Origin of the sequence: Streptomyces sp. WM6372 (genome assembly GCF_001279655.1) — a bacterium.
Lineage (GTDB): Bacteria > Actinomycetota > Actinomycetes > Streptomycetales > Streptomycetaceae > Streptomyces.
The window spans coordinates 109,174-136,099 of the sequence record NZ_LGDB01000014.1 but is presented as its reverse complement, the minus strand read 5'-3'; the positions used below and the strand labels follow the sequence as shown (position 1 = coordinate 136,099).

Annotated in this window: 24 protein-coding genes and 1 tRNA gene; 16 read left to right on the top strand and 9 right to left on the bottom strand. The window is 72.4% G+C overall.

All coding sequences use genetic code 11. The annotated features are described in order from the left end of the window. Nucleotides 1–112: 112 nt before the first annotated feature. The 5 genes from ADK52_RS03160 to ADK52_RS03145 all read right to left on the bottom strand — a co-directional run bounded on the left by ADK52_RS03160 (nucleotide 113) and on the right by ADK52_RS03145 (nucleotide 5,351). Nucleotides 113–622 carry a hypothetical protein gene (locus ADK52_RS03160; protein WP_053688279.1) on the bottom strand — a complete coding sequence of 170 codons (510 nt, stop codon included), beginning with the start codon at nucleotides 620–622 and terminating at the stop codon, nucleotides 113–115. A gap of 216 nt (nucleotides 623–838) precedes the next feature. Then, entirely contained in the window at nucleotides 839–1,672 is an 834-nt protein-coding gene (locus ADK52_RS03155) for an S-methyl-5'-thioadenosine phosphorylase (protein WP_053688217.1), read from the bottom strand. 84 nt (nucleotides 1,673–1,756) lie between these two features. Then, entirely contained in the window at nucleotides 1,757–2,062 is a 306-nt protein-coding gene (locus ADK52_RS39475; RefSeq protein WP_078987879.1) for an FmdB family zinc ribbon protein, read from the bottom strand. A 67-nt stretch (nucleotides 2,063–2,129) separates the two neighbouring features. After that, nucleotides 2,130–3,464: an MFS transporter gene (locus ADK52_RS03150; RefSeq protein WP_053688216.1), complete on the bottom strand. Its 1,335-nt coding sequence runs from the start codon at nucleotides 3,462–3,464 to the stop codon at nucleotides 2,130–2,132. A 429-nt stretch (nucleotides 3,465–3,893) separates the two neighbouring features. Next, nucleotides 3,894–5,351, bottom strand: coding sequence for a potassium/proton antiporter (locus ADK52_RS03145; protein ID WP_053688215.1), 1,458 nt, complete (start codon nucleotides 5,349–5,351; stop codon nucleotides 3,894–3,896). A gap of 289 nt (nucleotides 5,352–5,640) precedes the next feature. Here ADK52_RS03145 and ADK52_RS03140 point away from each other — a divergent pair, with 289 nt between their 5' ends. Next, nucleotides 5,641–8,496 (top strand): penicillin acylase family protein, encoded by a 2,856-nt coding sequence (locus ADK52_RS03140; RefSeq protein ID WP_053688214.1) that lies wholly within the window; start codon nucleotides 5,641–5,643, stop codon nucleotides 8,494–8,496. A gap of 7 nt (nucleotides 8,497–8,503) precedes the next feature. Here the strand turns inward: ADK52_RS03140 and ADK52_RS03135 are convergent, their stop codons facing one another. After that, nucleotides 8,504–9,118 (bottom strand): 5-formyltetrahydrofolate cyclo-ligase, encoded by a 615-nt coding sequence (locus tag ADK52_RS03135; protein ID WP_053688213.1) that lies wholly within the window; start codon nucleotides 9,116–9,118, stop codon nucleotides 8,504–8,506. A 96-nt stretch (nucleotides 9,119–9,214) separates the two neighbouring features. On the opposite strand from ADK52_RS03135, the gene galU reads away from it, so the two are divergent. From galU to ADK52_RS03090, 9 genes are all read left to right on the top strand, one after another. Then, the gene (gene galU / locus ADK52_RS03130) at nucleotides 9,215–10,117 is read left to right on the top strand and encodes a UTP--glucose-1-phosphate uridylyltransferase GalU (protein WP_053688212.1); all 903 of its coding nucleotides are present in this window, start codon (nucleotides 9,215–9,217) and stop codon (nucleotides 10,115–10,117) included. A gap of 4 nt (nucleotides 10,118–10,121) precedes the next feature. Then, nucleotides 10,122–11,462 carry a gephyrin-like molybdotransferase Glp gene (gene glp, locus ADK52_RS03125; protein WP_053688211.1) on the top strand — a complete coding sequence of 447 codons (1,341 nt, stop codon included), beginning with the start codon at nucleotides 10,122–10,124 and terminating at the stop codon, nucleotides 11,460–11,462. Nucleotides 11,463–11,536: 74 nt separating this feature from the next. After that, entirely contained in the window at nucleotides 11,537–12,049 is a 513-nt protein-coding gene (moaC, locus tag ADK52_RS03120; RefSeq protein WP_078987875.1) for a cyclic pyranopterin monophosphate synthase MoaC, read from the top strand. A gap of 95 nt (nucleotides 12,050–12,144) precedes the next feature. Then, nucleotides 12,145–12,666 carry a MogA/MoaB family molybdenum cofactor biosynthesis protein gene (locus ADK52_RS03115; RefSeq protein WP_053688278.1) on the top strand — a complete coding sequence of 174 codons (522 nt, stop codon included), beginning with the start codon at nucleotides 12,145–12,147 and terminating at the stop codon, nucleotides 12,664–12,666. A 17-nt stretch (nucleotides 12,667–12,683) separates the two neighbouring features. Then, entirely contained in the window at nucleotides 12,684–13,274 is a 591-nt protein-coding gene (locus ADK52_RS03110) for a GNAT family N-acetyltransferase (RefSeq protein WP_053688209.1), read from the top strand. A gap of 154 nt (nucleotides 13,275–13,428) precedes the next feature. Further along, a complete protein-coding gene (locus tag ADK52_RS03105; RefSeq protein WP_053688208.1) occupies nucleotides 13,429–14,466 on the top strand; it encodes a hypothetical protein in 1,038 nt (345 codons plus the stop codon). A gap of 76 nt (nucleotides 14,467–14,542) precedes the next feature. Continuing rightward, nucleotides 14,543–14,616, top strand: a tRNA-Ala gene (locus ADK52_RS03100). A 301-nt stretch (nucleotides 14,617–14,917) separates the two neighbouring features. After that, nucleotides 14,918–15,415, top strand: coding sequence for an RICIN domain-containing protein (locus ADK52_RS03095; protein ID WP_053688207.1), 498 nt, complete (start codon nucleotides 14,918–14,920; stop codon nucleotides 15,413–15,415). An 86-nt stretch (nucleotides 15,416–15,501) separates the two neighbouring features. After that, nucleotides 15,502–16,842, top strand: a complete 1,341-nt coding sequence (locus ADK52_RS03090) for a CoA transferase (protein WP_053688206.1) — start codon at nucleotides 15,502–15,504, stop codon at nucleotides 16,840–16,842. Between the two features lie 44 nt (nucleotides 16,843–16,886). Here ADK52_RS03090 and ADK52_RS03085 read toward each other — a convergent pair whose 3' ends face one another. Then, on the bottom strand, nucleotides 16,887–17,381 hold the full coding sequence (locus tag ADK52_RS03085; RefSeq protein WP_107089953.1) for a GNAT family N-acetyltransferase: 495 nt from the start codon (nucleotides 17,379–17,381) through the stop codon (nucleotides 16,887–16,889). A 38-nt stretch (nucleotides 17,382–17,419) separates the two neighbouring features. Here ADK52_RS03085 and ADK52_RS03080 point away from each other — a divergent pair, with 38 nt between their 5' ends. Further along, nucleotides 17,420–18,223 carry an exodeoxyribonuclease III gene (locus ADK52_RS03080; protein WP_053688205.1) on the top strand — a complete coding sequence of 268 codons (804 nt, stop codon included), beginning with the start codon at nucleotides 17,420–17,422 and terminating at the stop codon, nucleotides 18,221–18,223. On the opposite strand, the gene ADK52_RS03075 is transcribed toward ADK52_RS03080, so the two are convergent. Then, nucleotides 18,205–18,900: a MerR family transcriptional regulator gene (locus ADK52_RS03075; RefSeq protein ID WP_053688204.1), complete on the bottom strand. Its 696-nt coding sequence runs from the start codon at nucleotides 18,898–18,900 to the stop codon at nucleotides 18,205–18,207. The two genes, ADK52_RS03080 and ADK52_RS03075, sit on opposite strands and share 19 nt — an antisense overlap. 148 nt (nucleotides 18,901–19,048) lie before the next feature. On the opposite strand from ADK52_RS03075, the gene ADK52_RS03070 reads away from it, so the two are divergent. From ADK52_RS03070 to ADK52_RS42825, 4 genes are all read left to right on the top strand, one after another. Beyond that, the gene (locus tag ADK52_RS03070; RefSeq protein WP_078987872.1) at nucleotides 19,049–20,623 is read left to right on the top strand and encodes a flavin-containing monooxygenase; all 1,575 of its coding nucleotides are present in this window, start codon (nucleotides 19,049–19,051) and stop codon (nucleotides 20,621–20,623) included. Next, nucleotides 20,620–21,552 (top strand): alpha/beta fold hydrolase, encoded by a 933-nt coding sequence (locus ADK52_RS03065; protein WP_053688203.1) that lies wholly within the window; start codon nucleotides 20,620–20,622, stop codon nucleotides 21,550–21,552. Before ADK52_RS03070 ends, ADK52_RS03065 begins: the two co-directional genes overlap by 4 nt. Further along, nucleotides 21,549–22,442 (top strand): SDR family oxidoreductase, encoded by an 894-nt coding sequence (locus tag ADK52_RS03060; RefSeq protein WP_053688202.1) that lies wholly within the window; start codon nucleotides 21,549–21,551, stop codon nucleotides 22,440–22,442. Before ADK52_RS03065 ends, ADK52_RS03060 begins: the two co-directional genes overlap by 4 nt. Before the next feature lie 76 nt (nucleotides 22,443–22,518). After that, nucleotides 22,519–22,692, top strand: coding sequence for a hypothetical protein (locus ADK52_RS42825; RefSeq protein ID WP_182508637.1), 174 nt, complete (start codon nucleotides 22,519–22,521; stop codon nucleotides 22,690–22,692). 83 nt (nucleotides 22,693–22,775) lie between these two features. Here the strand turns inward: ADK52_RS42825 and ADK52_RS03055 are convergent, their stop codons facing one another. Then, the gene (locus ADK52_RS03055; protein WP_053688201.1) at nucleotides 22,776–26,105 is read right to left on the bottom strand and encodes a S41 family peptidase; all 3,330 of its coding nucleotides are present in this window, start codon (nucleotides 26,103–26,105) and stop codon (nucleotides 22,776–22,778) included. A gap of 173 nt (nucleotides 26,106–26,278) precedes the next feature. Between ADK52_RS03055 and ADK52_RS03050 the strand changes: the two genes are divergently transcribed. Next, a complete protein-coding gene (locus ADK52_RS03050; protein WP_053688200.1) occupies nucleotides 26,279–26,881 on the top strand; it encodes a TetR/AcrR family transcriptional regulator in 603 nt (200 codons plus the stop codon). The last annotated feature ends 45 nt before the right edge of the window (nucleotides 26,882–26,926 follow it).

Sequence of the window (26,926 nt, the reverse complement as noted above, 5' to 3'; positions counted from 1 at the left end):
TCTTCGAATCCGCCGAACATGGAGCCAACGGTTCCGAAAGCTACGGCAGTCCGGGCACGACGTGTCCAATCGGGGCCCGTCTTGTGGTGACTTGACGGCACGCCCGTCCGATTCAGCACAACGTCACCGCCAGTCGTGCCACCGCACCCGCCCCGACGAGGGCCCGCGCGGTATCCCGGGGCACCGACAGGACCACCAGCGCCCCGGCGTCCGCCACACCCTTCTCGGGATCGGGCACTTCGGCCACGCGGGCGCCCGCGGCCACCACCCGCGGCGGGCCCGCGCGCTCCGCCGCGACCACGTCCACCCGGTCCCCGGGCCGCAACAGCCGCACCGTCGCCGCGTCCGCGATGCGCACCGGCGCCGACACCCACCGCACCGCCGCCGGGGCCGGTTTCGCCTCCGGCGGCGCGGCGCCCCGCGAAGCCTGGGCCTCCGTACCGCCCACCACCGCGAGCGCGGCCGCCAGGACGGCCAGGCCGGCCGACGCGGCCCGCCGCCGGCGCCGTACGGCTCGGCGCAGCCGGTCCCCGCCCCGGCCCACGCGAAGCGGGGGGAAGGACGGCACGGGGCGCGCGGGGGGACACGTGGAAGGGGAGGAGAAGCACGGGGACTCGGACATGGCGGCCACCACCGGTGAATCGGGTTCCGATGCCCGGACCCGACGCCCGGACACCCCTCACGATCCGCCGCCCCGCGAAATCCCGCTCACGCCTGTGGACAATCCCCAGCCTGTGGACAACGCCGCCACCCACAGGAGTGGGCCGGCGTCAGACGTCCGGGCCGATCCCCGTGGCGGCGCACCGCGCCACGCGCTCGCCGAGGAGGTCCTCGTCGTTCACGGCAGTTCGATGCCCAGGTCCCAGCCGTCGTGGGCGTGGGTGCACAGGCAGGCGCGGGATTCCGTCGCCGGGAGGGCCGACACCGCGTCGAAGAGGACCTCGCGCAGGCGGCCGACGTTCTCGCCGAACACCTTCAGGACCTCCGTGTGGGACACGCCCTCGCCCGTCTCCGCGCCCGCGTCCAGGTCGGTGACCAGCGCCATCGAGGTGTAGCAGAGCCCCAGCTCGCGGGCGAGGACCGCCTCCGGGTGGCCCGTCATGCCGACGACCGACCAGCCCATCGCCGCGTGCCACTTCGACTCGGCGCGGGTCGAGAAGCGCGGGCCCTCGACCACGACCATCGTGCCGCCGTCCACCGGTTCCCACGCCCGCCCGCGCGCCGCCGCCAGCGCCACCGAGCGGCCCACCGGGCAGTACGGGTCGGCGAAGGTGGTGTGCACGACGTTCGGCACGCTGCCGTCGGGCAGCGGCTCCCCGTCGAAGAACGTCTGGGCGCGGGACTTCGTACGGTCGACCAGCTGGTCGGGAACGAGCAGGGTGCCCGGACCGTACTCGGTGCGCAGGCCGCCGACCGCGCACGGGCCGAGCACCTGGCGCACGCCCACCGAGCGCAGCGCCCACAGGTTGGCGCGGTAGTTGATCTTGTGGGGCGGGACCTTGTGGCTGCGGCCGTGGCGCGGGAGGAAGGCGACCTGGCGCCCGGCCAGCTCCCCGATGAAGAGGGAGTCGCTCGGGGGCCCGTACGGGGTGTCCACCCGGACCTCGGAGACGTCGTCCAGGAAGGAGTAGAAGCCCGAGCCGCCGATGACACCGATCTCTGCGTTAGCCATGCGGTCACCCTAACCGGGCATGCGCAAGGCCCCGCCGCCCGGAAGGGGCTGCGGGGCCTTACGAACAGCGGACGAGATCAGAGATCAGGCTGCCGACGTGGAGCTGGAGCTGGAGCCGGTGCTCGTGCTCGACGTCGAGGACGTCGACGAAGCGGCCGGGGCGGCGGCGGGCGTCGACGGCTTCGAGGAGGCAGGGGTGCTGCTCGACGAAGCGCCGCGGCTGTCGTTCCGGTAGAAACCGGAACCCTTGAAGACGATGCCGACCGCGGAGAACACCTTCTTCAGGCGTCCGTGGCAGTTCGGGCACTCGGTCAGTGCGTCATCGGTGAACTTCTGCACGGCCTCAAGGCCCTCACCGCACTCGGTGCACTGGTACTGGTAGGTCGGCACGAATTTCCTCCTGGCACTCTGACTCAATGAGTGCTAACGACGTTCCATGGTGACCTATTCCGGCCGATCAGTCCACCGTCACCGGCACGCGGTGACCGACACCACGCTCGTTCACCCGCGCAGCAGGGGCCTCCGGAGCAGCGGTGGCGGGTGATCCCGCCGAGGAGTTGATGATCCGGCTCGGGGCCTTCGGGGCCAGGCTCGACCGCAGCGCGAGCAGGGTCGCCAGCGCCAGCACGGTGCCCGCCATGGGCACCAGGAAGCCGTACGAGGACCCGTGCGCGTCCGTCAGGCGGCCGGCCAGGGTCACGGCGGTGGCCTGGCCGAAGGCGACGGCGCCGGTCAGCCAGGTGAAGGCCTCGGTCCGGGCGTTCGCCGGGATCAGGGACTCGATCATCGTGTAGCCGGTGATCAGGGCCGGGGCGATGCACAGGCCGACGACCAGGCCGAGCGCGCCCAGCAGGACCATCGAGTGCGCGGTCCACAGGACCGAGGCGGCGACGGTGAGGCCGGCGTAGCCGAGCAGCAGCCGGCGGCGCGGGCCGATCTTCCAGGCGATGGCGCCGCAGGCGATGCCCGCGGTCATGTTGCCGGCCGCGAAGACGCCGTACAGCAGGCCGTTCGCGCCCGGGTTGCCGATCTCGTTCGAGAAGGCGGCCAGCGAGACCTGCATGCCGCCGAAGACGGCGCCGATGCCGAGGAAGGCCACGATCAGGACGCGCAGGCCCGGGAAGGACAGCGCGGAAGCGTGCTTCTCGCCCCCGGCGAGGGCGGCGTGCGGCTTCGGCTGGGTGGCGCGCTGCGCGGCGAAGACCAGACCGCCGGCCAGCGTGAGCACGGCCTCGGTGATCAGGCCGGCGGCCGGGTGGACGCCGGTGCACAGCGCGGTGGCCAGTACCGGGCCGACGACGAAGGTGAACTCGTCGGTGACGGACTCGAACGCGGCGGCCGTCGGCAGCAGCGGGGAGCCCTCCAGCCTGGCGGCCCAGCGGGCCCGGACCATCGGTCCGACCTGCGGGACGGAGGCACCGGCCGGGACGGCTGCCAGGGCCAGCGCCCACACGGGAGCGCCCAGCAGCGCGAGCGCCACGAGGGTGGAGACGGCGGCGGAGTGCATGAGGACGACGGGGACCAGGACGGCGCTCTGGCCGCGGCGGTCGGTGAGCTTGCCCATCACCGGGGCGGACAGCGCCATCGAGACACCGGTGACGGCGGCGACGATGCCGGCGCTGCCGTAGGAGCCGGTGGTGTGCTGGACGAGCAGCAGAATGCTGATGGTCAGCATGCCGAAGGGGAGCCGGGCGGCGAATCCCGGGAGGACGAAGCCGATGGCGCCGGGCGTGCGCAGGAGCTGCCCGTAACCGGGGCGGGCGGACGTGTCGGTCGTGACCGCGGATGTCACGGCCTGGCCTTTCCGCTGCCTGGTAGAGCGTCCCCGTCTGCGGACGGCGGGCCGCCTCGTGAGCGACCGCACCCGTACATGTGGGAGCCCCGAGAGCTGTCCTCTTGCGCAGAACCGAGTGATACCTGGGCGCCCACTGCGGGAGGGAGCCACGGCCGCTTTGCGGTCGCGCCAGCTCTGCGTCAGGCAGAGTTGGTTCGATGTGGTGTGCCTTTATCGTACAGGCAGACCGGTTGTGTGTCCTGTGATTCCGGCGACATGTGATGTCTTCACCTGCGATTAACTGGAAGTTCGCATTCCGGAGCCCATGAAAGCGGGGTGAAACGGCCCGCAAACCCCGAAAACACAGAATTAGAACGACGCTCTAACGCTCTGTTGAAGTCAGGTGCGGGCCGTGCCCGGGCCGCGAGGGCCCCGCTCAGCTCCCGCTCAGCCGCCGTTCGAGCCCGTCCCGAGCCATCCGGCCAGCTTGCCGCCGCGCGCCACCGCCCGCAGCCGGGCCTCCGCCGCGTCCCGTACCGGATCCGTGGCCACCACCAGCAGCTCGTCCCCGCGCCGCAGCACCGTGGACGGCAGCGGTACGAAGCTCTTCGCGTCCCGGACCACCAGCGTCACCGACGCCCCCGGTGGCAGCCGCAGCTCGCTCACCTCGACGCCGTGCATCCGCGAGGCCTCCGGGATCGCGAAGGACAGCAGGTGCCCGCGCAGCTTCTCCAGCGGCGCCGACTCGATCCCCAGGTCGGCGGCGCCCGCGTCGGAATCGCCGAGCTCCAGCTTGCGCGCGAGCCAGGGCAGGGTCGGCCCCTGGACCAGGGTGTAGACGACGACCAGGACGAAGACGATGTTGAAGACGCGGTCGCTGCCCTCGATCCCGGTCACCATCGGGATGGTCGCCAGGATGATGGGCACGGCGCCGCGCAGCCCCGCCCACGACATCAGGGCCTGCTCCTGCCAGGGCAGCCGGAACGGCAGCAGGCTGACGAAGACCTCCAGCGGCCGCGCCACCATGGTCAGCACCAGTCCGATGATCACGGCCGGCCAGAAGTCCTGGGCCAGCTCGTGCGGGGTGACCAGGAGCCCGAGCAGGACGAACATGCCGATCTGGGCGATCCAGCCGAGCCCGTCCGCGAACCCCCGGGTCGCCGGCCAGTGCGGGAGCTTCGCGTTCCCGAGCACCATCGCCGCCAGGTACACGGCGAGGAAGCCGGAGCCGTGCGCCATCGCGCCGGCCGCGTACGCCGACACCGCGATCGCCATCACGGCGATCGGGTAGAGGCCGGAGGCGGGCAGGGCCACGTGCCGCAGGCCGTAGGCCCCCAGGAAGCCGACCGACAGGCCGATCGCGACGCCGATCGCCAGCTCAAGGGCGATCTTGCCGACCAGGACGTACCACTGGTCCACGGGGCCGACGGTCGCGAAGGCGACGACCAGGATGACGACGGGAGCGTCGTTGAAGCCCGACTCGGCCTCCAGCACACCCGTGATCCGGGAGGGCAGCGGGACCTTGCGCAGGACGGAGAAGACGGCCGCGGCGTCGGTCGAGGAGACGACCGCGCCGATCAGCAGCGCCTGCCGCCAGTCCAGCCCGACCAGGTAGTGCGCGCCCGCGGCCGTGACGCCGACGCTGATCGCGACGCCGACCAGCGACAGCACGATCGCGGCCGGCAGGGCCGGTTTGATCTGTTTCCACTTGGTGCCCAGACCGCCCTCGGCGAGGATCACGACGAGCGCGGCGTAGCCGATGACCTGGGTCAGCTCGGCATTGTCGAAAACGACGTTGCCTATGCCGTCCTGGCCTATCGCTATGCCTATGCCGAGGTAGATGAGCAGGCTGGGGAGGCCGCTGCGTGAAGAGATGCGTACCGCCGCGACGGCGACGAGCAGCACGAGCGAGCAGACCAGCAGGAGCTCATTGAGCGTGTGGACGGTCAGCGGGCGGCCCTTTCCTCAAGGCGCCCGGTGGAACGTTCCTCCAGGCGACAAGTCCGGCAAGATCGGCAGGTACTTCGTTACCTTACCTAATATTTGACGCGCTCTTTACGCGATAACCACATTGTGAAACGCCTGTTCGGCCCTGTCCTCGTCACCTCGACCCCTGGCGGATCAACGGACCGGGTCCTGCGCCTATGGTTGCTCCCAGCACTCCCAGGACCACCCTGCCCCTCTAAGGACAGCGATGCCCGCCAACGAAACCGCTCCTCCCGCCAAGAAGAGGGGACGACGCGCCCGTCTGATCGTGCTCGTGCTGGTCCTGGCGCTCCTCACGGGCTTCGGCTACGGGACGTACTGGAGCATGGACAACGTCCGCGCCTCGTTCCCCCAGGCCACCGGCACCCTCAAGGTCCCCGGCCTGACCGGGACCGTCGAGGTCAAGCGCGACTCGCACGGCATTCCCCAGCTCTACGCCGACAACGACGACGACCTCTTCCGCGCGCAGGGCTTCGTCCACGCCCAGGACCGCTTCTGGGAGATGGACGTCCGCCGCCACATGACCTCCGGCCGGCTCTCCGAGATGTTCGGGCCCGACCAGGTCGAGACCGACGCCTTCCTGCGCACGCTCGGCTGGCGCCAGGTCGCGCAGGCGGAGTACGACACGAAGCTCTCGGCCGAGACGAAGAAGTACCTCCAGGCCTACGCCGACGGGGTCAACGCGTACCTGAAGGGGAAGTCCGGCAAGGACCTCTCCGTCGAGCACTCCGCCCTCAAGCTCAGTGACGACTACCAGCCCGAGCAGTGGACGCCGGTGGACTCGGTGGCCTGGCTCAAGGCGATGGCCTGGGACCTGCGCGGCAACATGCAGGACGAGATCGACCGCGCACTGATGTCCAACAAGCTCACGCAGGCGCAGATCGACGAGCTCTACCCGCCGTACCCCTTCGACCGCAACAAGCCGATCGTGGACGCGGGCAAGATCGACGGCGGCAAGTACGCCCCCCAGGGCGCGGCCGCGGGCTCCACGGGCCCGGGCTCCGGCAAGGGCTCCGGCGGTGGCGGCGCCACCGGCTCGCAGGCCTCGACCGGCGCGCAGGGCTCCACCGCCCCCGCCAACCCCACCGGCCTCGCGGACGACACCACCGCCCAGGGCGCCACCGTGGGGCTGCGCAACTCGCTGACCTCCCTCGCCAAGACCCTGGACAAGGTCCCGGCGATCCTCGGCCCCAACGGCAGCGGCATCGGCTCGAACTCCTGGGTCGTCTCCGGCCAGTACACGACCACCGGCAAGCCGCTGCTCGCGAACGACCCGCACCTGTCCCCGCAGCTGCCCTCGGTCTGGTACCAGATGGGCCTGCACTGCCGCGCGGTCTCCAACCAGTGCAAGTACGACGTCGCCGGCTACACCTTCTCCGGCATGCCCGGCGTGGTCATCGGCCACAACGCCGACATCGCCTGGGGCATGACCAACCTCGGCGCCGACGTGACCGACCTCTACCTGGAGCAGGTCAAGCCCGAGGGCTACGTCTACGACGGCAAGACGGTCCCCTTCACGACCCGTGAAGAGGTCATCAAGATCGCGGGCGGCAAGAGCAAGAAGATCACCGTCCGCACCACCAACAACGGCCCGCTGATCTCCGACCGCAGCGACGAGCTCGGCACGGTCGGCAGCCGCGCCCCCGTCTCCAGCTCGGCCCCCGACCGCGGCAACGGCTACGCCGTCGCCCTGCGCTGGACCGCCCTGGACCCCGGCAAGTCGATGGACGCCGTCTTCAGCCTCAACCGGGCCAAGGACTTCCCGAGCTTCCGCGCCGCCGCCCGCGACTTCGAGGTGCCGTCGCAGAACCTGATCTACGCCGACAGCAAGGGCCAGGCCGGCAACATCGGCTACCAGGCCCCGGGCCGCATCCCGATCCGCGGCGCCGGCGACGGCCGCATGCCGGCCCCCGGCTGGGACTCCAAGTACGCCTGGAAGGGCGGCAAGGACGGCAACGCGGGCTACATCCCGCAGGACGAGATGCCGTACGACTACAACCCGGCGCGCGGCTACATCGTCACCGCGAACCAGGCGGTCGTGGAGAGCGGCACCGGCGCGGGCAAGTACCCGTACGTGCTGACCACCGACTGGGGCTACGGCGCCCGGAGCCAGCGGATCAACGACCTCATCGAGGCGAAGACCAAGGACAACGGCAAGATCTCCACCGACGACATGCGGACCATGCAGATGGACAACGGCAGCGAGATCGCCGCGCTGCTCACCCCGATGCTGGCCAAGATCGAGGTCTCGGACCCCGACGTGCGCTCCGCGCAGAAGCTGCTGGAGGGCTGGAACTACACGCAGGAGCCCGACTCGGCGGCGGCCGCGTACTTCAACGCGGTCTGGCGCAACATCCTCAAGCTGTCCTTCGGCGACAAGATGCCGAAGGAGCTGCGGATCGAGGGCAGCTGCATGAACGTCCAGGAGGAGAGCAGCGGTCCGGTCGACGACCTGGCCAAGACCGTCCGCGAGTGCGGTGCGCGCGACGCCGACTCGGCGCAGCCGGACGGCGGCGACCGCTGGTTCGAGGTGGTCCGCCGCCTGGTCAAGGACGAGAAGTCGGCGTGGTGGCAGACGCCGGCCGCCCGCAACCAGCCGGCGACCGCCACCCGCGACCAGCTGTTCGCGCGGGCCATGAAGGACGCCCGCTGGGAGCTGACCGCCAAGCTCGGCAAGGACCAGTCCACCTGGAGCTGGGGCCGCCTGCACCAGCTGACGCTGAAGAACCAGACCATCGGCACCGGGGGCCCGGGCTTCATGCAGTGGCTCCTCAACCGCGGCCCGTGGAACCTGGGCGGCGGCGAGGCCACCGTGAACGCGACCGGCTGGAACGCCTCCAGCGGGTACGGGGTCACCTGGGTCCCGTCGATGCGGATGGTCGTGAACCTCAACGACCTCGACAAGTCGCGCTGGATCAACCTGACCGGCGCCTCGGGCCACGCGTACCACGACAACTACACGGACCAGACGACGATGTGGGCCAAGGGCGAGCTGCTGGACTGGCCCTTCGGCAAGGAGGCCGTGGACAAGGCGACGACGGAGACCTTGACGCTCAAGCCGTGAGCGGCCCTCAAGCCGTGAATCTGACCACCCCCGACGGGGTGGCCACCGCCTGAACGGGGTGGTCGTGCGGTTCCTCCGGGACCCGCGCGACCACCTCTTCGTCGTACAGGAGCACGACCAGCGCGGGATGTGCCCCGGCGCGCGCCAGGCGCGCCAGCACCCGGTCGTACGAGCCGCCGCCGCGCCCCAGGCGCATCCCGCGCCCGTCGACGGCCAGCCCGGGCAGCAGGACGGCGTCGGCGCCGGTGACCGCGTCCGGCCCGAGCCGGGGCCCGGCCGGCTCCAGCAGCCGCATCTTCCCGGGGTGGGCGGCCTCGGCCAGGCTGCCCGGGCCCTCGTACGCGGCCCAGTCGAGGTCGTTGTCGGGGAGCAGGACGGGCAGCAGCACCCGCTTCCCGGCCGCGCGCAGGGCGTCCAGCAGATCGCGGGTGCCGGGTTCGGATCCGACCGACACGTACGCCGCCACCGTCCGGGCACCGGCCAGCTCGGGCAGTTCACAGGCGGAGCGGGAGAGCGCGCGGGCCGACGTACGCAAGGAACCGGGGGACAGGGCCCGGCGGGCGGCGAGGAGTTCCCGGCGCAGCCGGGCCTTTTCGGACGGGTGGGGCGGGTTCTCTACCACAGCTGACTCGGATTTCCTTTCAAAGCGGGGCAATGTCGGATCTATTCACCGGAATCAAACCCGGAGCGGTCTGCGCGACCCACTATCGTTCTGCCCATGACTCAGTTGCACCCTGTGATCAAGAAGGCCGTGATCCCGGCCGCAGGTCTCGGTACCCGCTTCCTTCCGGCGACGAAGGCGACGCCCAAGGAAATGCTCCCGGTCGTGGACAAGCCGGCCATCCAGTACGTGGTCGAGGAGGCCGTGTCGGCCGGCCTGGACGACGTCCTGATGATCACAGGACGTAACAAGCGCGCCCTCGAAGACCACTTCGACCGCAACTACGAGCTGGAATCGGCCCTCATCGCCAAGGGCGACGACGACCGGCTCAAGAAGGTCCAGGAGTCCAGCGACCTGGCCACCATGCACTACGTCCGCCAGGGCGACCCGCGCGGCCTCGGCCACGCCGTCCTGTGCGCCGAGCCGCACGTCGGCGACGAGCCCTTCGCCGTCCTCCTCGGCGACGACCTGATCGACCCGCGCGACCCGCTGCTGCGCCAGATGACCGACGTCCACGCCCGCAGCGGCGGCACGGTCATCGCCCTCATGGAGGTCGACCCCGCCAGCGTCCACCTGTACGGCTGCGCCGCCGTCGAGGCCACGGACGACGAGGACGTCGTCAGGATCACCGGGCTCGTCGAGAAGCCCGACCCCGAGGACGCGCCCAGCAATTACGCGGTCATCGGACGGTACGTCCTCGACCCCGCGATCTTCGACATACTGCGGGAGACCGAGCCGGGCCGCGGCGGGGAGATCCAGCTCACCGACGGCCTGCAGAAGCTGGCCGCCGACGAGACCGTGGGCGGCCCGGTGCACGGCGTGGTCTTCCGGGGCCGCCGCTACGACACCGGGGACCGCGGGGACTACCTGCGGGCCATCGTCCGCCTCGCGTGCGAGCGTGAGGACCTGGGCCCGGAGTTCCGCACCTGGCTTCACCGTTACGTCACGGAGGAGATGTAGCACCTTGAGCAGCCGCGTACCGCAGGACTCCGGCCAGGCCGCCCAGCGCCTGTGGTCGGTCGACGAGCACCTCGCGGACGTCCTCGCCGCGATCCGGCCGCTGGAGCCCATCGAGCTCCAGCTGCTCGACGCCCAGGGCTGTGTCCTGGTCGAGGACGTCACCGTGCCCGTCGCCCTCCCGCCCTTCGACAACAGCTCCATGGACGGGTACGCCGTCCGCACGGCCGATGTCCAGGGCGCGAGCGAGGAGTTCCCCGCGGTGCTGACGGTGATCGGGGACGTGGCGGCGGGCAGCGGCGAGCTGCCCACCGTCGGCCCCGGCCAGGCCGCCCGCATCATGACCGGCGCCCCGCTGCCGCCGGGCGCGGAAGCCGTCGTACCGGTCGAGTGGACCGACGGCGGCAGCGGCGGCGGCGCGGCCGCCGGCATGACCCCGGCCAGCGCGGCCCCCGAGGGCGCCGGCGGCGAGGTGCGGGTGCACCGGGCCGCCGAGGCGCGCGCCCACGTCCGCGCGCGCGGCAGCGACGTCCAGGCCGGGGACCTCGCGCTGGCCGCGGGCACGGTGCTCGGGCCGCCGCAGATCGCGCTGCTCGCCGCCATCGGGCGGGGCACCGTACGGGTGCGGCCGCGCCCGCGCGTGGTCGTGCTGTCCACCGGCAGCGAACTGGTCCAGCCGGGCGAGTCGCTGGCGGCGGGGACGATCTACGACTCGAACAGCTTCGCGCTGGCCGCGGCCGCGCGCGACGCCGGGGCGATCTCCTACCGGGTCGGGGCCGTGGCCGACGACGCCGAGACCCTGCGCTCCACCATCGAGGACCAGCTGATCCGGGCGGACCTGCTGGTCACCACGGGCGGCGTGAGCGTCGGCGCGTACGACGTGGTCAAGGAGGCGCTGTCCTCGGTGGGCAGTACGGACGAGGGGGCCGACGGCGGGCGGATGGACTTCCGCAAGCTGGCGATGCAGCCCGGCAAGCCGCAGGGCTTCGGCACGATCGGCCCGGACCACACCCCCCTGCTGGCCCTGCCCGGCAACCCGGTGTCCTCGTACGTCTCCTTCGAACTGTTCGTGCGTCCCGCGATCCGCGCGCTCATGGGCCTGGCGGACGTCAGCCGGCCCAGCGTGCGGGCCGCCCTGAAGGCCGACAAGGCGCTGGGCTCCCCGGCCGGCCGCCGCCAGTTCCTGCGCGGCACGTACGACGCGGAGAGCGGCACGGTCAGCCCGGTCGGCGGATCGGGCTCCCACCTGATCGCGGCACTGGCCCACGCCGACTCCCTGATGGTCGTACCGGAGGACGTCACCTCGGTGGAGCCGGGGGCCGAGCTCGAAGTGGTCCTGCTCGGCTGAAGTGCGGCCGGTGCGGGTAGCGTGTTGCACCACACAGGCCCTTGCGGGGCCCGGAGCGGGAGCGGCACGAACCTATGGCAGCGTTTTCCCGGGGGGAGACCCCCGGACCCCCTGAGCACAGCAGGCTGACGCACATCGACGAGGCCGGCGCGGCCCGGATGGTGGACGTCTCGGAGAAGGACGTCACGACGCGGACGGCACGGGCCAGCGGGCGCGTGCTCGTCTCCGCACGGGTGATCGAGCTGCTGCGCGGCGAGGGCGTGCCCAAGGGCGACGCCCTCGCCACCGCGCGGATCGCCGGCATCATGGGCGCGAAGAAGACCCCCGACCTGATCCCGCTCTGCCACCCGCTCGCCGTGTCCGGCGTCAAGGTGGACCTGTCGGTCGCCGACGACGCCGTCGAGATCCTCGCCACCGTCAAGACGACCGACCGCACGGGCGTCGAGATGGAGGCGCTGACGGCCGTCGCGGTCGCCGGGCTCACCGTGATCGACATGGTGAAGGCCGTCGACAAGGGCGCCGTCATCACGGACGTCCGGGTGGAGGAGAAGACCGGCGGGAAGTCCGGCGACTGGACCCGCGCGTGAACGCCCCGCGCGGCGGCGACGCCTTCAGCCACGTGCCCGTACCGGCCGGCGGGAGCGGACCGGCGCGGGCCGCGGAACCGGATGCGGCGGGCGAGGTGCGGGAGCCCGGGCGCGCCCCGCGCGGGCTCGTGGTCACCGCCTCGAACCGCGCCTCGGCGGGCGTGTACGCCGACCGGGGCGGGCCGTTGCTGGCCGAGGGGCTGGAGAAGCTCGGCTTCGCGGTGGACGGCCCGCGGGTCGTCCCCGACGGGGACCCGGTCGAGCAGGCGCTGCGCGAGGGCGTGGCCGCCGGGTACGACGTCATCCTGACCACCGGCGGCACCGGCATCTCGCCGACCGACCGCACCCCGGACGCCACGGCGCGGGTGCTGGACTACGAGGTCCCGGGCATCCCGCAGGCCATCCGCGCCGAGGGCCTGGCGAAGGTGCCGACCGCGGCCCTGTCGCGGGGGCTGGCGGGCGTGGCCGGGCGCACCCTGATCGTGAACCTGCCGGGCTCGACGGGCGGGGTCCGCGACGGCCTGGCCGTCCTGGCCCGGATCCTGCCGCACGCCGTGGACCAGATCCGGGGCGGAGACCACCCCAGACCGGCGGAGTCCCACGGGAGCGCGAGCTGAACGGACCCTCCTGGCCGGTGGTGCTCACCGACGGCGACGTCACGCTCCGGCCGATAAAACTGCGGGACCAAAGTGCCTGGCGCGAGGTCAACCGGCGCAACCGCGACTGGCTCCGGCCGTGGGAGGCGACGATTCCGCCTCCCGCGCCCTGGGGGCCGGTGATCCACCGGCCGACGTACCGGCAGATGGTCCGCCATCTGCGGGCCGAGGCGAACGCGGGGCGGATGCTGCCCTTCGTCATCGAGTACCGGGGGCGCCTCGTCGGCCAGCTGACGGTCGCCGGGATCACCTGGGGCTCGATGTGCGCGGGCCACGTCGGCTACTGGGTGGACCGCGAGGTGGCGGGCCGGGGCGTGATGCCGACGGCGGTCGCGCTCGCCGTGGACCACTGCTTCGCCAAGGTCGGGCTGCACCGGATCGAGGTGTGCATCCGCCCGGAGAACGGGCCGAGCCGGCGGGTCGTGGAGAAGCTGGGCTTCCGCGAGGAGGGGATGCGGCCGCGTTACCTCCACATCGACGGCGCGTGGCGCGATCATCTCGTGTACGCGCTGACGGCGGAGGAGGTCCCGGAGGGGCTGCTGCGCCGGTGGCACCGCGCTCGCGCATAAACGAATATCTGTTCGAATTATCGGGGGCCGGAACCGATTCGCCCATAACCTGATCCGAAGAATCACAAAAAAAGTCCGTGATATCAGCCGGTTCGCGCGACACACCGGCCCAATTGGCGGATCCGCCCGGCCGCGCCCCTCTACGGTGTGAGGTGTGAGCAGCAGCGGCCTCATCTACGCAGTCATTGTCGGGGCCTGGGCCGCCTACTTGGTGCCCATGTGGCTCCGGAGGCAGGACGAGCTGAACGAAGCCCGTCCGACGGAACGCTTCTCCACTGCCATTCGGCTGCTTTCCGGCCGGGCGGGAATGGAGCGCCGTTACGCCAAGGGGCTGCGTGAACGCGGCGACCAGGAGGCCGGTCCACAGCACCGCGCGGACCCGGACGCCGCGACGGAAACGGTGAATTCCGTGGACGCCGACGCCCGGGCCCTCGTCGTACCCCCGACCAGGGCGGAGCCGAGGTCGGCCGTGGCGGAGCGGCACCGGCGCGAGCAGCGCCTCCAGGTGCTCGCGCGCCGCCGGCGCACCACCGCACTCCTCTTCCTGATCTTCACGCTCGGCGCGATCGTGGCCGCGGTCGGCGGCCTGGGCTATCTCTGGGCGCCCGCCGTGCCGGCCCTGTTGCTGAGCGCGTACATCGTGCACCTGCGGGTCCAGGAGCGGCGCCGCTACGAGTTCACGATGGACCGGCGGCGCGCCGAGGCCGCCGCCCGGCAGCTGCGCGAGAACCGGCCGCGCCGCCGCGAGCCGGAGGCGGCCGCGGGCTCCGAACCGGACCCCGCGCCACCGGTCTCGCCGCAGGAGGCGGGGCGGCGGGCGCTGGTCGAGCAGACCGACCACGCCGAGTGGGTGGACCAGCAGCGCGAGCGCGAACGCGGCCCCGCCCGCGGTGACAGCTGGGAGCCGGTACCGGTCCCGCTGCCGACGTACGTGACGGCCCCCGTCGCCCCGCGCGCCACCGGGCCGGTGACCCCGGACGCCTGGAGCGCGACCCGCTCCAGCACGGCCGAGCCGACGGACCCCCGGCTGCGGGCCCAGCCCGCGCCGGCCGCGAAGCCCGAGGCGAAGACGGACCAGAAGCCGGACCCGAAGCCGCACCCGAACGCCCGCCCGCGCGGCCAGGGCCGCGGCCGCACGCCCCTGTTCGACCAGTACGAGAGCGACGACCGCCCCCGCGCCGCGAACGAGTGAGCGGACCTGCGCGGACGCTCCCCGGTATCGGTTTTGGAGCACCAGCGCGGGGATGCTAATGTTTCACACGTCGCAAGGGCCTGTGGCGCAGTCTGGTAGCGCACCTCGTTCGCATCGAGGGGGTCTGGGGTTCAAATCCCCACAGGTCCACAAACGACAGTTCGCGGGTAGCTCCCGGGAACGTCCCAAGATCCCGTCCGGTCGGAAGACCGGGCGGGATTTTGGCGTTTTCGGGATGTGTTCGCGGTGCTGTCCGCACGCGGGCCGGGCCTCGGGACCGGTCTCGGTCGCGGAGCCGGGGTGGCCCACAGGCGTCTGCCCGGACTTCCGGCGCCAGGAGGGTCGGGCGCGGCGTGTCGCCCGATCGAGTGGCGTTTGTCGTCTGAGATGATCCAAAGGACGGGCAAGCAACGCCAATTGGGGGAATGTCATGGCAAGTATGATGAAAAGCATGTCGGTTGTCGCGGCCGGGACGGCGATGGTGGCGGCCGCGGCGCTGGCCGCGGCTCCGTCGGCCTCCGCCCTGCCTTCGGGCAGCAAGTCGATCCGCAATGCGAACTCGAGCCTGTGCATGGGGATCTGGTCCTACACCGGGATCGAGGCGATCCAGTGGGGCTGTAACGGGAACCCGGACCAGCTGTGGAAGTTCGACCTGAAGGACAACGGCTACATCACCGTCACGAACCGTGCGGGCAAGTGCCTGGGCATCTACGGCGGCAGCACGGACAAGGGCACCGACGCGGTGGCGTGGGCCTGCAACGGGAACGCCGACCAGATGTGGTGGATGGACACGAACCAGCCCGGTGGAACGTTCCGCCTGGTCAACCGCAACTCCGGCAAGTGCCTCGGGGTGTACGGCGCCGCCACCAACCAGGGCGCCAACCTCATCCAGTGGGACTGCAACAACAACGACGACCAGCGCTGGTACCGCCAGGGCGACGGGATCTGACCGCTCCCGCGCCGACGAGGGTCCCGTCCGATCGCACGATCGGGCGGGACCCTTCCGCGTGGGGGAGCGGCACGGAGAATGGGGCCATGGTGATCTACGACGGCGGGACGGCGCAGGCGTGGGGTGCGCTCGGCGGGGCGGCCGGGCAGGTGGGGCGGGTGGCCTACCGGGGTGCGAGCGGGCTGGGGGAGGGGCCGCTGCCCGTACGGGAGCTGGCGCGGGCCACGGTGGGGGTGTGCGCGCTGGCCGCGGCGGAGCTGGCCGCGGTACGGGGCGGGGGCGCGGCGCAGGACGTGGAGCCGCTGGTGGTGGACGAGGGGGCCGTGGCCACCGCGTTCGTCAGCGAGCGGCACCTGCGCGTGGCGGGGCGCGAGCCGGTGAACTTCGCGCCGCTGTCGGGGTTCTGGCGGGCGGCGGACGGGTGGGTGCGGACGCACGCCAACTATCCGCACCACCGGGAGGCCCTGGTACGGGCGTTGGGGCTGCCGTCCGCGACCCCCGGGGCGCTGCGGGAGGCGGTGGCGGGGCGCGGGGCCGTCGAGGTGCAGGAGCTCGTGTACGGGGAGGGCGGGCTGGCCGTCGCCGTGGCGGCGGAGTACGGGGATCCGCAGCCGCTGGCGGAGGTGCGGGCGTCCGGGGGCGCCGGGCGGGAGCTCGGGCCGGGGGCGCTGCCCGCGGCCGGGGTGCGGGTGCTGGACCTGACGCGGGTGATCGCGGGACCCGTCGCGACGCGGACGCTCGGGCTGCTGGGGGCGGACGTGCTGCGGATCGACCCGCCGCTGCCGGCGGAGCCGGACGACGCGAACGCGGACACCGGCTTCGGGAAGCGGTCGGCGCTGCTGGACCTCGCGGACGCGGGGGACCGGGCGGTCTTCGAGGGACTGCTGGCCGAGGCCGACGTGGTGGTGACCGGGTACCGGCCGGGGGCGCTGGAGCGGTACGGACTCGGCGCGCAGGAGCTGCTGGAGCGCCGGCCCGGGCTGGTGGTGGCGCAGCTGTGCGCGTGGGGGTGGCAGGGGCCGTGGGCGGGGCGGCGGGGGTTCGACTCGCTGGTGCAGGCGGGGTACGGGGTGGCCGCGGCGTACGCGGACGGGGCCGGCGGGGTGCCCGGGGTGCTGCCGGCCCAGGCGCTGGACCACGGGACGGGGTACCTGGCGGCCGCGGGCGTGCTGCGGGCGCTGGCCGCGGGGGGCGGGCGGTCCTTGCGGTTCTCGCTGGCGGGGACGGCGTCGTGGCTCGTACGGGACGTTCCGCCGGCCGCGCCCGATGGGCCCGCCGGGACGGCGTACGCCGCGGAGCCGTGGCTGAGGGAGACGGACTCGGGGTACGGGGTGCTGCGGTACGCGGCGCCGCCGGTGCCGTTCGGGGACTGGGTGCGGGGTCCGTCCCGGTGGGGGACGGACCGGGCGGAGTGGCTCCCGCGGTAGCGGACGGGGCGGCCCGGACGGGGCGGGCCGGCCGGGGCTCGGGATCAGGGGTGGAGCGGTTTGGCCATGCAGCGGCTGGAGTCGTAGGTGCGGTAGTGGCCGAACTTTTCGGAGAGCGCGTAGCCCGAGGAGAAGTAGAGGGCTATCGCCTCCGGTTGCCGGTCTCCCGTTTCCAGGACCATGCGGGTGCGGCCCGCCGCGCGGGCGTCGGCTTCCAGTTCGGCCAGGATGCGGCGGGCCAGGCCCAGGCCGCGGGCCTCGGGTATGACGTACATGCGCTTGAGCTCGGCGTCGCCGTCCGAGTAGCCCTCGTCGTTCTCCTCCTGGCCGCGCCAGCCGCCGCTGGCCACCGGCGAGCCCGAGGCGTCGTACGCCAGCAGGTACAGGCCGTTCGGCGGGGCGAACATCGCCGGGTCGAGCGGTGTGACATCGCCCTCACCGCCGTAGCGCACCTGGTACTCGATCTGGACCTGGTCGTTGAGTTTGAGCGCGTCCGGGTGGTCGTACGGCACGGCGCGGAGCTGGATCCCGTGAGACATCGGAACATCGTACGGAACGCTCCCGTTAGGGTGCGGGGATGCTCACTGTGACCTCCGTGAATGTGAATGGGATCCGCGCCGCGGCCAAGAAGGGCTTCTCCCCGTGGCTGGCCGGGTCGGACGCCGACGTGGTCTGCCTCCAGGAGGTGCGGGCCGAGGAGGGGCAGATTCCGGAGGAGGTCCGCAAGCCCGACGGCTGGCACACCGTGTTCGCGCCGGCCGCCGTCAAGGGGCGGGCCGGGGTCGCGCTCTACACGCGCCGCGAGCCCGAGCGGGTGCGGGTGGGGTTCGGGAGCGAGGAGTTCGACGCGAGCGGACGCTACCTGGAGGTCGACCTTCCGGGTGTCACCGTCGCCAGCCTCTACCTGCCCTCCGGCGAGGCCGGTACCGAGAAGCAGGACGAGAAGTACCGGTTCATGGGTGAGTTCCTCCCCTACCTGAGCGCCTTGAGGGAGCGGGCGGCCGCGGACGGGCGGGAGGTCGTCGTCTGTGGTGACTGGAACATCTGTCACCAGGAGGCCGACCTCAAGAACTGGAAGACCAACCGGAAGAACGCCGGCTTCCTGCCCGAGGAGCGGCAGTGGCTCGGGCGGGTGTACGACGCCGCCGGGTACGTGGACGTCGTACGGAGCCTGCACCCCGACACCGAGGGGCCGTACTCCTGGTGGTCCTACCGGGGGCGGGCCTTCGACAACGACGCCGGGTGGCGCATCGACCTCCAGGTCGCGACCCCGGGGCTGGCCGCCAGGGCCGTGAAGGCGTTCGTCGAGCGGGCCGAGACGCACCCGGAGCGCTGGTCCGACCACGCGCCCGTGACCGTGGTCTACGAGCTGGGGTCCTGAGCCCCCGACGGAGCCCCCGAGGCCAGGAGGCGGTCCATCGCCATGGTGAGCTCCGCCTCCACCACGCTCTTGGCGAGGGGGCGCAGCCGCGGCAGCGCCTCCTCCGTCAGGTGGGCCGATATCAGCTCCGTGAACAGGGCCGCCATCGCGTCCGCGTGCTCGCGGACCCGGCGGCCCGTCTCCAGCACCGCCGCGAGCGGGACCCCCTCGCGGACCAGTGCCGAGGAGACGTCCAGCAGGCGGCGGCTGACGTGCACGATCTCGTCGCCGTCGGTGGCGAGGTAGCCGAGGTCCAGGGAGGCCGCCAGGTTCTCCGGGGTGACCTCGCCCTCGAAGTAGTCGGCGAGGGCCTCCGGCGTCAGCCGTACGGGGGTCTCCTCGGACCAGCCGATGCCGAGCAGTTCGCCGAGCTGGCTCACGTCGCGCCCGTTCTCGAAGGCGGCGGTCAGCTCGGCGATGCCGCCGAGGGTGTGGCCGCGCTCCAGCAGGGCCGCGATGGTGCGCAGCCGGGCCAGGTGGTGGTCGTCGTACCAGGCGATCCGGCCCTCGCGGCGCGGCGGCGGGAGGAGCTTGCGCTCGCGGTAGAAGCGCAGGGTGCGGACGGGGATGCCGGCCGCCTCGGCCAGTTCCTCCGTACGGTATTCACGCACTGTCGTCCCCGCTTCCGTGTCTTCCACAGGCGCAGCCTATGGCGTACCGACAGTAACTTTCCGGGCGCGACCTCTACCCATGAGTACGGAGCTGCTCTAGTCTCCCGATTGTGCCAGTGATTGCTGGCAGTGTTGCGCTGTGGGGCTGCGGAAGGCGGCGGGCATGAGCGGTGGCATGGGCGGGCGCGAGCACGTACGAGTGGCGGTGATCGGGTCCGGGTTCGGCGGACTGGGCGCGGCCGTACGGCTGCGGCGGGAGGGGATCACGGACTTCGTCGTCCTGGAGCGGGCCGGTTCCGTGGGCGGGACCTGGCGCGACAACAGCTATCCCGGGTGCGCGTGCGACGTCCCCTCCCACCTCTACTCGTTCTCCTTCGCGCCCAATCCCGATTGGCCGCGGACGTTCTCCGGGCAGCCGGCCATCCGCGCGTACCTGGAGCACGTCGCCGACACCTTCGGGCTGCGCCCGCACGTGCGGCTGAACTCCGAGGTCCGGCTGATGCGCTGGGACGCCGACCGGCTGAGGTGGGAGATCGAGACCTCGTCCGGGGAGCTCACCGCCGACGTCGTGGTCTCCGCCACCGGGCCGCTGTCCGACCCGAAGATGCCGGAGATCCCGGGGCTCGCCGAGTTCCCCGGCAAGGTCTTCCACTCCGCGCGCTGGGACCACGACTACGACCTGCGCGGCAAGCGCGTCGCCATGATCGGCACCGGCGCCTCGGCCATCCAGATCGTGCCGGCCATCGCGCCCGACGTACGGCGGCTCACGCTGTTCCAGCGGACACCGCCGTGGGTGATGCCGCGCACCGACCGGGCCATCAGCGGCGCGGAGCGCTGGCTGCACCGCCAGCTGCCGTTCACCCGGGCGGCCCGCCGGGGACTGCTGTGGGGGATCCGGGAGCTCCAGGTCAGCGCCTTCACCAAGCGGCCGAACCAGCTCGGGCTCATCGAGTCGCTGGCCAAGGCCAACATGGCGCGTTCGATCAAGGACCCGGCGCTGCTGGCCAAGCTGACGCCCTCGTACCGGATCGGCTGCAAGCGGATCCTGCTCTCCAGCGACTACTACCCGGCGCTGGCCCGGCCCAATGTGGACCTGGTCGCCTCCGGGCTCCGGGAGATCCGGGGCAACACGCTGGTCGCCGCCGACGGGACGGAGACGGAGGCGGACGCGATCGTCTTCGGCACCGGCTTCCACGTCACGGACATGCCGATCGCGGACCGGGTGGTGGGCGCGGACGGACGGACGCTGGCGGACCACTGGAAGGACGGGATGCAGTCGCTGCGCGGGGCGACGGCGGCCGGCTTCCCGAACTGGATGACGATCATCGGGCCGAACACCGGGCTCGGCAACAGCTCGATGATCCTGATGATCGAGTCGCAGCTGAACTACATGGCGGACTACCTGCGCCAGCTCCGTGTGCTCGGCGGCTCGGTCGCGCTCGCGGCCCGTCCCTCGGCCGTGAACCAGTGGAACCGGCGGGTCCAGACCCGTATGGAGCGCACCGTGTGGAACACCGGCGGCTGCACCAGCTGGTACCTGGACGCGCAGGGGCGCAACACGACGGTCTGGCCGGGCACGACCGGCGAGTTCCGGAAGGAGACGCGGAGCGTGGACCTGTCCGAGTACGAGGTCATCCGGCTCCGGGACGCCGAGCGCGAAGCCGCCGGAGCCACCGCCGGAGCCACCGACGCCGGCGCCGACGCCGACGCCGTCCGCGGCGCGGTCGCGCACGCGGAGGGCGCCGCGTGAGCCGGCCCGCGTACGTCACCTCCGGGCGGTACGCCCCGCCCGCCGCCCGGCGCGAGCTGGTCGCGGTCTCCGCCGACGGAGCCCGGCTGCACGTGGAGGAGCACGGGGAAGAGGGCGCTCCGGCCGTGGTGCTGGCGCACGGCTGGACCTGCTCCACCGCCTTCTGGGCCGCGCAGATCCGGGAGCTCGCCAAGGACCACCGGGTCATCGCGTACGACCAGCGCGGGCACGGGCGCAGTCCCGCCGCCTCCCGCTACGGCACCGGCGCCCTCGCCGACGACCTCGTCGCCGTCCTCGGGTCCGCCCTGGCCCCCGGCGAGCGGGCAGTCGTCGCCGGGCACTCCATGGGCGGGATGACGATCATGGCCGCCGCCGGGCGGCCGGAGTTCGCCGAGCACACCGCCGCCGCGCTGCTGTGCAGCACCGGCAGCGCCCGGCTGGTCGCGGAATCGCTGGTCGTGCCCCTGCGCCCGGGGCGCGTACGGACCCGTATCACCGGCGCGGTCCTCGGAGCGCGCGCCCCCCTCGGGCCCGTCACGCCGGTCGCCAAGCGGGTGCTGAAGTACGCCACCATGGGCCCCGGTTCCGCGCCCGACAAGGTGGAGGCGTGCGCCCGTATCGTCCACGCCTGCCCCACCGGTGTCCGGTACGCCTGGTCCGAGGTGCTGGCCGGGCTGGACCTGGAGGCGAACCTCGCGGCGCTCACCGTGCCCACCGCCGTGATCGGCGGCAAGAACGACCGGCTCACCCCGATCGTGCACGCCCGGGGCCTCGCCGCCGCGCTGCCGCACTGCGTGGGGCTGACCGAGCTGACCGGCATGGGGCACATGACCCCGATCGAGGCCCCCGAGGCGGTCACCGGCGCCATACGCGAGCTGACCGTCCACCTGGCGAACGTGACCGACGAACCGAAGGAGAAGACGCCGTGAGCGCGAGCAGGAGTCTGGAAGGCCAGGTCGCCGTCGTCACCGGCGCGGCACGCGGGGTCGGTGAGCTCCTCGCCCGCAAGCTCTCCGCGCGCGGCGCGAAGGTGGCGCTGGTGGGGCTGGAGCCCGAGGCCCTCAAGGAGGTCTCCGAGCGGCTGCACACCGACAGCGGCCACTGGCACGCCGACGTCACCGACCACGAGGCCATGGCCCGGGTCGCCGAGGAGGTCAAACAGCGCTTCGGCAAGGTCGACATCGTCGTCGCCAACGCGGGCGTGGCCGCCGGCGGGCCGTTCGCCGACTCCGACCCCGAGGCCTGGCGCCGGGTGATCGAGGTCAACCTGATCGGCGGGGCCGTCACCGCCCGGGCCTTCCTGCCCGTACTGGCCGAGAGCCGCGGCTACTTCCTCCAGATCGCCTCGCTCGCCGCGATCACGCCGGCGCCGATGATGAGCGCGTACTGCGCCTCCAAGTCCGGCGTCGAGGCCTTCGCGCACTGCCTGCGCGCCGAAGTCGGCCACAAGGGCGTCAAGGTGGGGGTCGGCTACCTCTCCTGGACCGACACCGACATGGTGCGCGGGGCCGACCAGGACGAGGTCATGCGGGAGCTGCGCCAGCGGCTGCCGTGGCCGTCGAACCGCACGTACCCGCTGGGCCCGGCCGTGGACCGGATCGTCGCCGGGATCGAGCGGCGCTCGCCGCACGTGTACGCGCAGTGGTGGCTGCGCGGGATGCAGGGCGTGCGCGGCTACCTGCCCGGGATCATCGCGACCGTCGGACAGCGGGAGATGAAGCGCTTCGAGCCCCGGCTGACGAGCGTCTCCCGGGGGCTGGTGGGGGCCGGGGGCGCCGCCGACGAGAAGGAGCGCACGCTGGGCACGGAGCGTCATTGATCGAAATGCGAGCTTTGTCCGCTCGTGCAAATCTGGTCGCAGCCCGGTCCCCTACACCCCTCCAGGAGTGAACAGCATGGGCATCAAGGACCAGTTCCAGGACAAGGCGCGCGAGCTCAAGGACAAGGCCGACGAGGCCGGCAGGAGCGCGAAGGACGAGGCGTCCCAGCGCGCTGCGCACGCCTCCGAGCCGGCCAAGAAGAAGAAGGAAAAGGTCCACGACGAGCTCGACGACAACTGGGACTTCTGACGCCCGGAGTTCGTCACGGAAGTGAGGAAGGGGCGCGGCCCGTGCAGTGCGCGGGCCGCGCCCCTTCCCCGTGCCGGTGCCCCCTACGGCCTCGGCGGCAGCTTCGGACGCCGCAGGTCCGGTACGTCCGCGTACCCCGGCGGCACCGCGGCCGGCTCCTGCTCCAGCAGCTCCAGCGCCAGGAACACGGCGTCGTCCAGCTGCGCGTGCCGGCCCTCCGCCCAGTCGAGCGGAGTCCGCAGGATCGCGAGGTCCGGTTCCACGCCGTGGTTCTCCACCGACCACCCGTACTCCGGGAACCAGGCGGCGTTCATCGGCACCGTGATCACCGTGCCGTCGCCCAGGGTGTGCCGGCCGGTCATCCCGACCACCCCGCCCCACGTGCGCTGGCCGACCACCGGCCCGAGCCCGAGCAGCTTGAAGGCCGCCGTGATCATGTCCCCGTCCGAGGAGGTCGCCTCGTCGGCCAGCGCCACGATCGGACCGCGGGGCGCGTTGGAGGCGTAACTGACCGGCTGGGCGTTGCGCGTCAGGTCCCAGCCGAGGATCGAGCGGGTCAGCTTCTCCACCACCAGCTCGCTGATGTGGCCGCCCGCGTTGCCGCGTACGTCCACGATCAGCGCGGGCCGGGACATCTCCATCCGCAGGTCCCGGTTGAACTGCGCCCAGCCCGAGCCGCCCATGTCGGGGATGTGCAGGTAGCCGCACTTGCCGCCGCTGACCTCGCGGACCACCGCGCGCCGCTTGGACACCCAGTCCTGGTAGCGCAGCGGCCGCTCGTCGATCAGCGGCACGATCGCCACCCGCCGCGCCAGGCCCCGGCCCTCGCCCTCGGCGGGCTTGAAGGTCAGCTCGACCGTGGTGCCGCCCGCCGCCGAGAGCAGCGGATAGGGCCCGGCCACCGGGTCCACCGGCCGCCCGTCGACGTGGGTGAGGACGGCGCCCTCCCGGATGCCGGTGCCGGCGAGCGGGGAGCGGGCCTTGGAGTCGGAGGACTCGCCCGGCAGGATCCGTGCGAGCACCCAGCCCTCCTCGCGCGGGACGAGGTTGGCGCCGAGCAGGCCGATGGGCCGGTGGTAGTGCGGCGGGCCCTCGTTGCGGCGCGCGGGGGAGACGTACGCGTGCGAGGTGCCGAGCTCGCCGAGCACCTCGCGCAGCAGGTCCGCGAACTCGTCGGGCGAGGCGACCCGTTCGACCAGGGGGCGGTACTGGCGCAGCACCCCGTCCCAGTCGATGTTGCACATGCCCGGCTCCCAGAAGTACGCGCGGATCAGCCGGCCGGCCTCTTCGAAGGCCTGGCGCCACTCGGCGGCGGGGTCCACCTCGTGCAGGATGCGCCGCAGGTCCAGGTAGACGGTGGAGTCGCTGTCGCCGGACTCGGTCGACGGGACCGCGCGCAGGTCGCCGTCGTCGTTGATGACGAGCCGGGTGCCGTCGCCGCTGACCGCGAACCAGTCCAGCGCGGAGGCCAGTTCGCTCTTGCGCGCCTTGGTGATCTCGAAGTGCTCCAGCGTGGGCTTGCCGCTGGTGTCGGTCGGGTTGGCGAAGGTCTCGCCGAGCGCGCCCGAGATCGGCCAGCGCAGCCACACCAGCCCGCCGCCGCTGACCGGGTACAGGGCCGAGTACTTCGACGCCGTCACCGGGAACGGGGTGACGCGGCTCTCCAGCCCCTCCACCTCCACCATGACCGCGCCCTCGCCCTCGGTGGGCTCGCCCTCGCCCGGGTCGAGGCCGCCCGCCGCGGGACGCCCGTCGGGGGTGAACGCGAACGGCGAGGGGGTCGCCGAGGACAGCGGCACCAGGTACGGGCGGCAGCCCAGGGGGAAGGACAGGTCGCCGGTGTGCACGTCGTACACCGGGTCGAAACCGCGCCACGAGAGGAAGGCCAGGTAGCGGCCGTCGCGGGTGAAGACCGGGTTCTCGTCCTCGAAGCGGCCGTTGGTGACGTCCACGATGGAGTGGGGCCCCGGGCCGGAGATCCGGGCCATCTTGATCTGCCGCAGCGAGCGCCCGATGCCCGGGTGCGACCAGGCCAGCCAGTCCCCGTCGGGCGAGAACGCCAGGTCGGTGACGGGCCCGTTGACGGACCGGATCAGCTCGGTGACCTCCCCGCCGGACTCCGCGCTCCCCGAGGCGCCGGCCTCGTCGTCGGGCACGGTGATGAGCAGCAGCCGCCCGTCGTTGGAGGCGATCGCGAGCCGCTCCCCGTCCGGATCGGAGAGCAGTTCCAGTACGCGGCCCAGCTCGCCGGAGGCCAGCCGGCGCGGCTCCCGGTCCCCGGAGGCCCGCGGGAGGTAGGCGATCTCGATCGCGTCCTCGCCCTCCGCGTCCGTCACGTACGCGACCTGCCCGCTGCTGCCGAGCATCTCGGGCAGCCGCACCCGTACGCCCGGGGTGTCGGCGATGGTCCGGGCGGGCCCGTCGCGGTGGGTGAGCCAGTACAGGCTGCCGCGGATGACGACCGCGCTGGCCCGCCCGGTGGCGTCGACGGAGAGCGAGTCGACGTGGCTGGCGGCCGGGATCTGATACGTACGGCGGCCCGCCCGCGGACCTCCCAGCCGGATCCGGAGCCGGCGCGGGACGGCCCCGGGGGCGAGCGAGGCGACGAGCCAGAGGTCGCCGCCGCACTGGTAGACGACGCGGGAGCCGTCGCTGGAGGCGTGCCGGGCGTAGAACTCCTCGTGGTCGGTGTGCCGGCGCAGGTCGGTGCCGTCGGGCAGGCAGGAGTACAGGTTGCCGATGCCCTCGTGGTCGGAGAGGAAGGCGATCCGGCCGTCCACGAACATCGGGGCGTCGAGGTGGCCCTCGATGTGCTCCAGCAGCCGCTTGCCGTGCAGCCACAGCCGGCCGGTGGCGCCGCCGCGGTAGCGCTTCCAGGCGGCGGGCTCGTGCGGGGGCTTGCCGGTCAGCAGCAGGGTGCGCCGCTCCCCGGTGCCTTCCCCGTCGCGGACCTCCTCGTGGACCGCGATGTCGGAGACCGGTCCCCAGGGGAGCTTGCCGCCGGGCGAGCCGTCGGTCGGCACGCTGTAGGCCCAGGCGTAGTACGAGAAGGGCTGGCCGTGCGAGGACACGGCGAGGATGTCGCTGTGGCCGTCCTTGTCGGGCGGGGTCCAGCCGCAGACCCGGGTGTCGGTGGCGCCCCAGTAGCTGAGCTGGCGGGCCGGACCGCCGGCCACCGGGGCGAGGTGGATCTCGGGGTCGAGGCTGCGCCAGCTCGTGAAGGCGATGTGCCGGCCGTCGGGGGAGAACCGGGGGTGGCCGACCCTGGTCCGGTCCACGGTGATCCGCCAGGCCCGGCCGGGCGTCTCGCCTTCGGGGACCAGCGGGGCGACCCAGAGGTCGTCCTCGGTCGCGAAGCACAGCAGATCGTCGTGGAGGTGCGGGAAGCGGAGGTACGCGCCGTCGTGACTCACCCCACAATGCTTTCCGCGCCGAGGGGGCCTGGCAACTCGTACAGGTGATCCATGGCCGCGACAGGTGACCCACGCCACGCGCCGAAACGAAACGGAACGGTTTCGTTTCGTTCAGGGCAGGGGTATCGTCATCGGTGTACGAAACAGTTTCGTTCGCAAGGGAGGTGCCGGAGATGTCCGAAGAAGTCTCGCCAGAGGTCTCGTCGCGGCGCAGCCGGATCACCCCCGAGCGGGAGGCCGAGCTCCACGAGGCGGTCCTCGACCTCCTCCGCGAGGTCGGCTACGAGGCGCTGACCATGGACGCGGTCGCCGCCCGTACCAAGTCCAGCAAGGCCACCCTCTACCGCCAGTGGGGGAGCAAGCCCGAGCTGGTCGCCAGGGCCCTGCGGTGCACCCAGCCGACCTCCCTCCGGGAGATCGACACGGGCTCGCTGCGCGGCGACTTCCACCGCATGGTCGAGCTCTCCGACAACGCGCAGATGGCGAAGGACACCGCACTGCTGCGGGGCCTCGCCCACGCCGTCCACGAGAGCCCCGAACTGCACCAGGCACTGCGCAGGCTGCTCATGGAGCCGGAGATCTCCGGCCTCGACGAGATCCTGCGGCGCGGAGTGGAGCGGGGAGAGATCGCCCCGGACTGCCCCGCCGTCCGTTTCGTGCCGCACATGCTGATCGGCGCCTTCATCGCGTTGCCGCTGATGGAGGACCGATCCGTGGACCAGGCGTTCCTCGCCGACTTCATCGACTCCGTGGTCTTCCCCGCCCTCGGCGTCTGAGTCCTTCTCCCCTCGGACTCGCGACTCCTTCCTGCTGCTCCTGAC

Bases quoted from the DNA above. Each gene is read 5' to 3' on its own strand.
- ADK52_RS03080 (WP_053688205.1), top strand. From the start codon at position 17,420: ATGCTCACTGTGACCTCCGTGAATGTGAATGGGATCCGCGCCGCGGCC.
- ADK52_RS03140 (WP_053688214.1), top strand. From the start codon at position 5,641: ATGCCCGCCAACGAAACCGCTCCTCCCGCCAAGAAGAGGGGACGACGC.
- ADK52_RS03070 (WP_078987872.1), top strand. From the start codon at position 19,049: ATGGGCGGGCGCGAGCACGTACGAGTGGCGGTGATCGGGTCCGGGTTC.
- ADK52_RS03050 (WP_053688200.1), top strand. From the start codon at position 26,279: ATGTCCGAAGAAGTCTCGCCAGAGGTCTCGTCGCGGCGCAGCCGGATC.
- ADK52_RS03085 (WP_107089953.1), bottom strand. From the start codon at position 17,381: ATGTCTCACGGGATCCAGCTCCGCGCCGTGCCGTACGACCACCCGGAC.
- moaC (WP_078987875.1), top strand. From the start codon at position 11,537: ATGGCAGCGTTTTCCCGGGGGGAGACCCCCGGACCCCCTGAGCACAGC.
- ADK52_RS03155 (WP_053688217.1), bottom strand. From the start codon at position 1,672: ATGGCTAACGCAGAGATCGGTGTCATCGGCGGCTCGGGCTTCTACTCC.
- galU (WP_053688212.1), top strand. From the start codon at position 9,215: ATGACTCAGTTGCACCCTGTGATCAAGAAGGCCGTGATCCCGGCCGCA.
- ADK52_RS03095 (WP_053688207.1), top strand. From the start codon at position 14,918: ATGTCGGTTGTCGCGGCCGGGACGGCGATGGTGGCGGCCGCGGCGCTG.
- ADK52_RS42825 (WP_182508637.1), top strand. From the start codon at position 22,519: ATGGGCATCAAGGACCAGTTCCAGGACAAGGCGCGCGAGCTCAAGGAC.
- ADK52_RS03160 (WP_053688279.1), bottom strand. From the start codon at position 622: ATGTCCGAGTCCCCGTGCTTCTCCTCCCCTTCCACGTGTCCCCCCGCG.
- ADK52_RS03090 (WP_053688206.1), top strand. From the start codon at position 15,502: ATGGTGATCTACGACGGCGGGACGGCGCAGGCGTGGGGTGCGCTCGGC.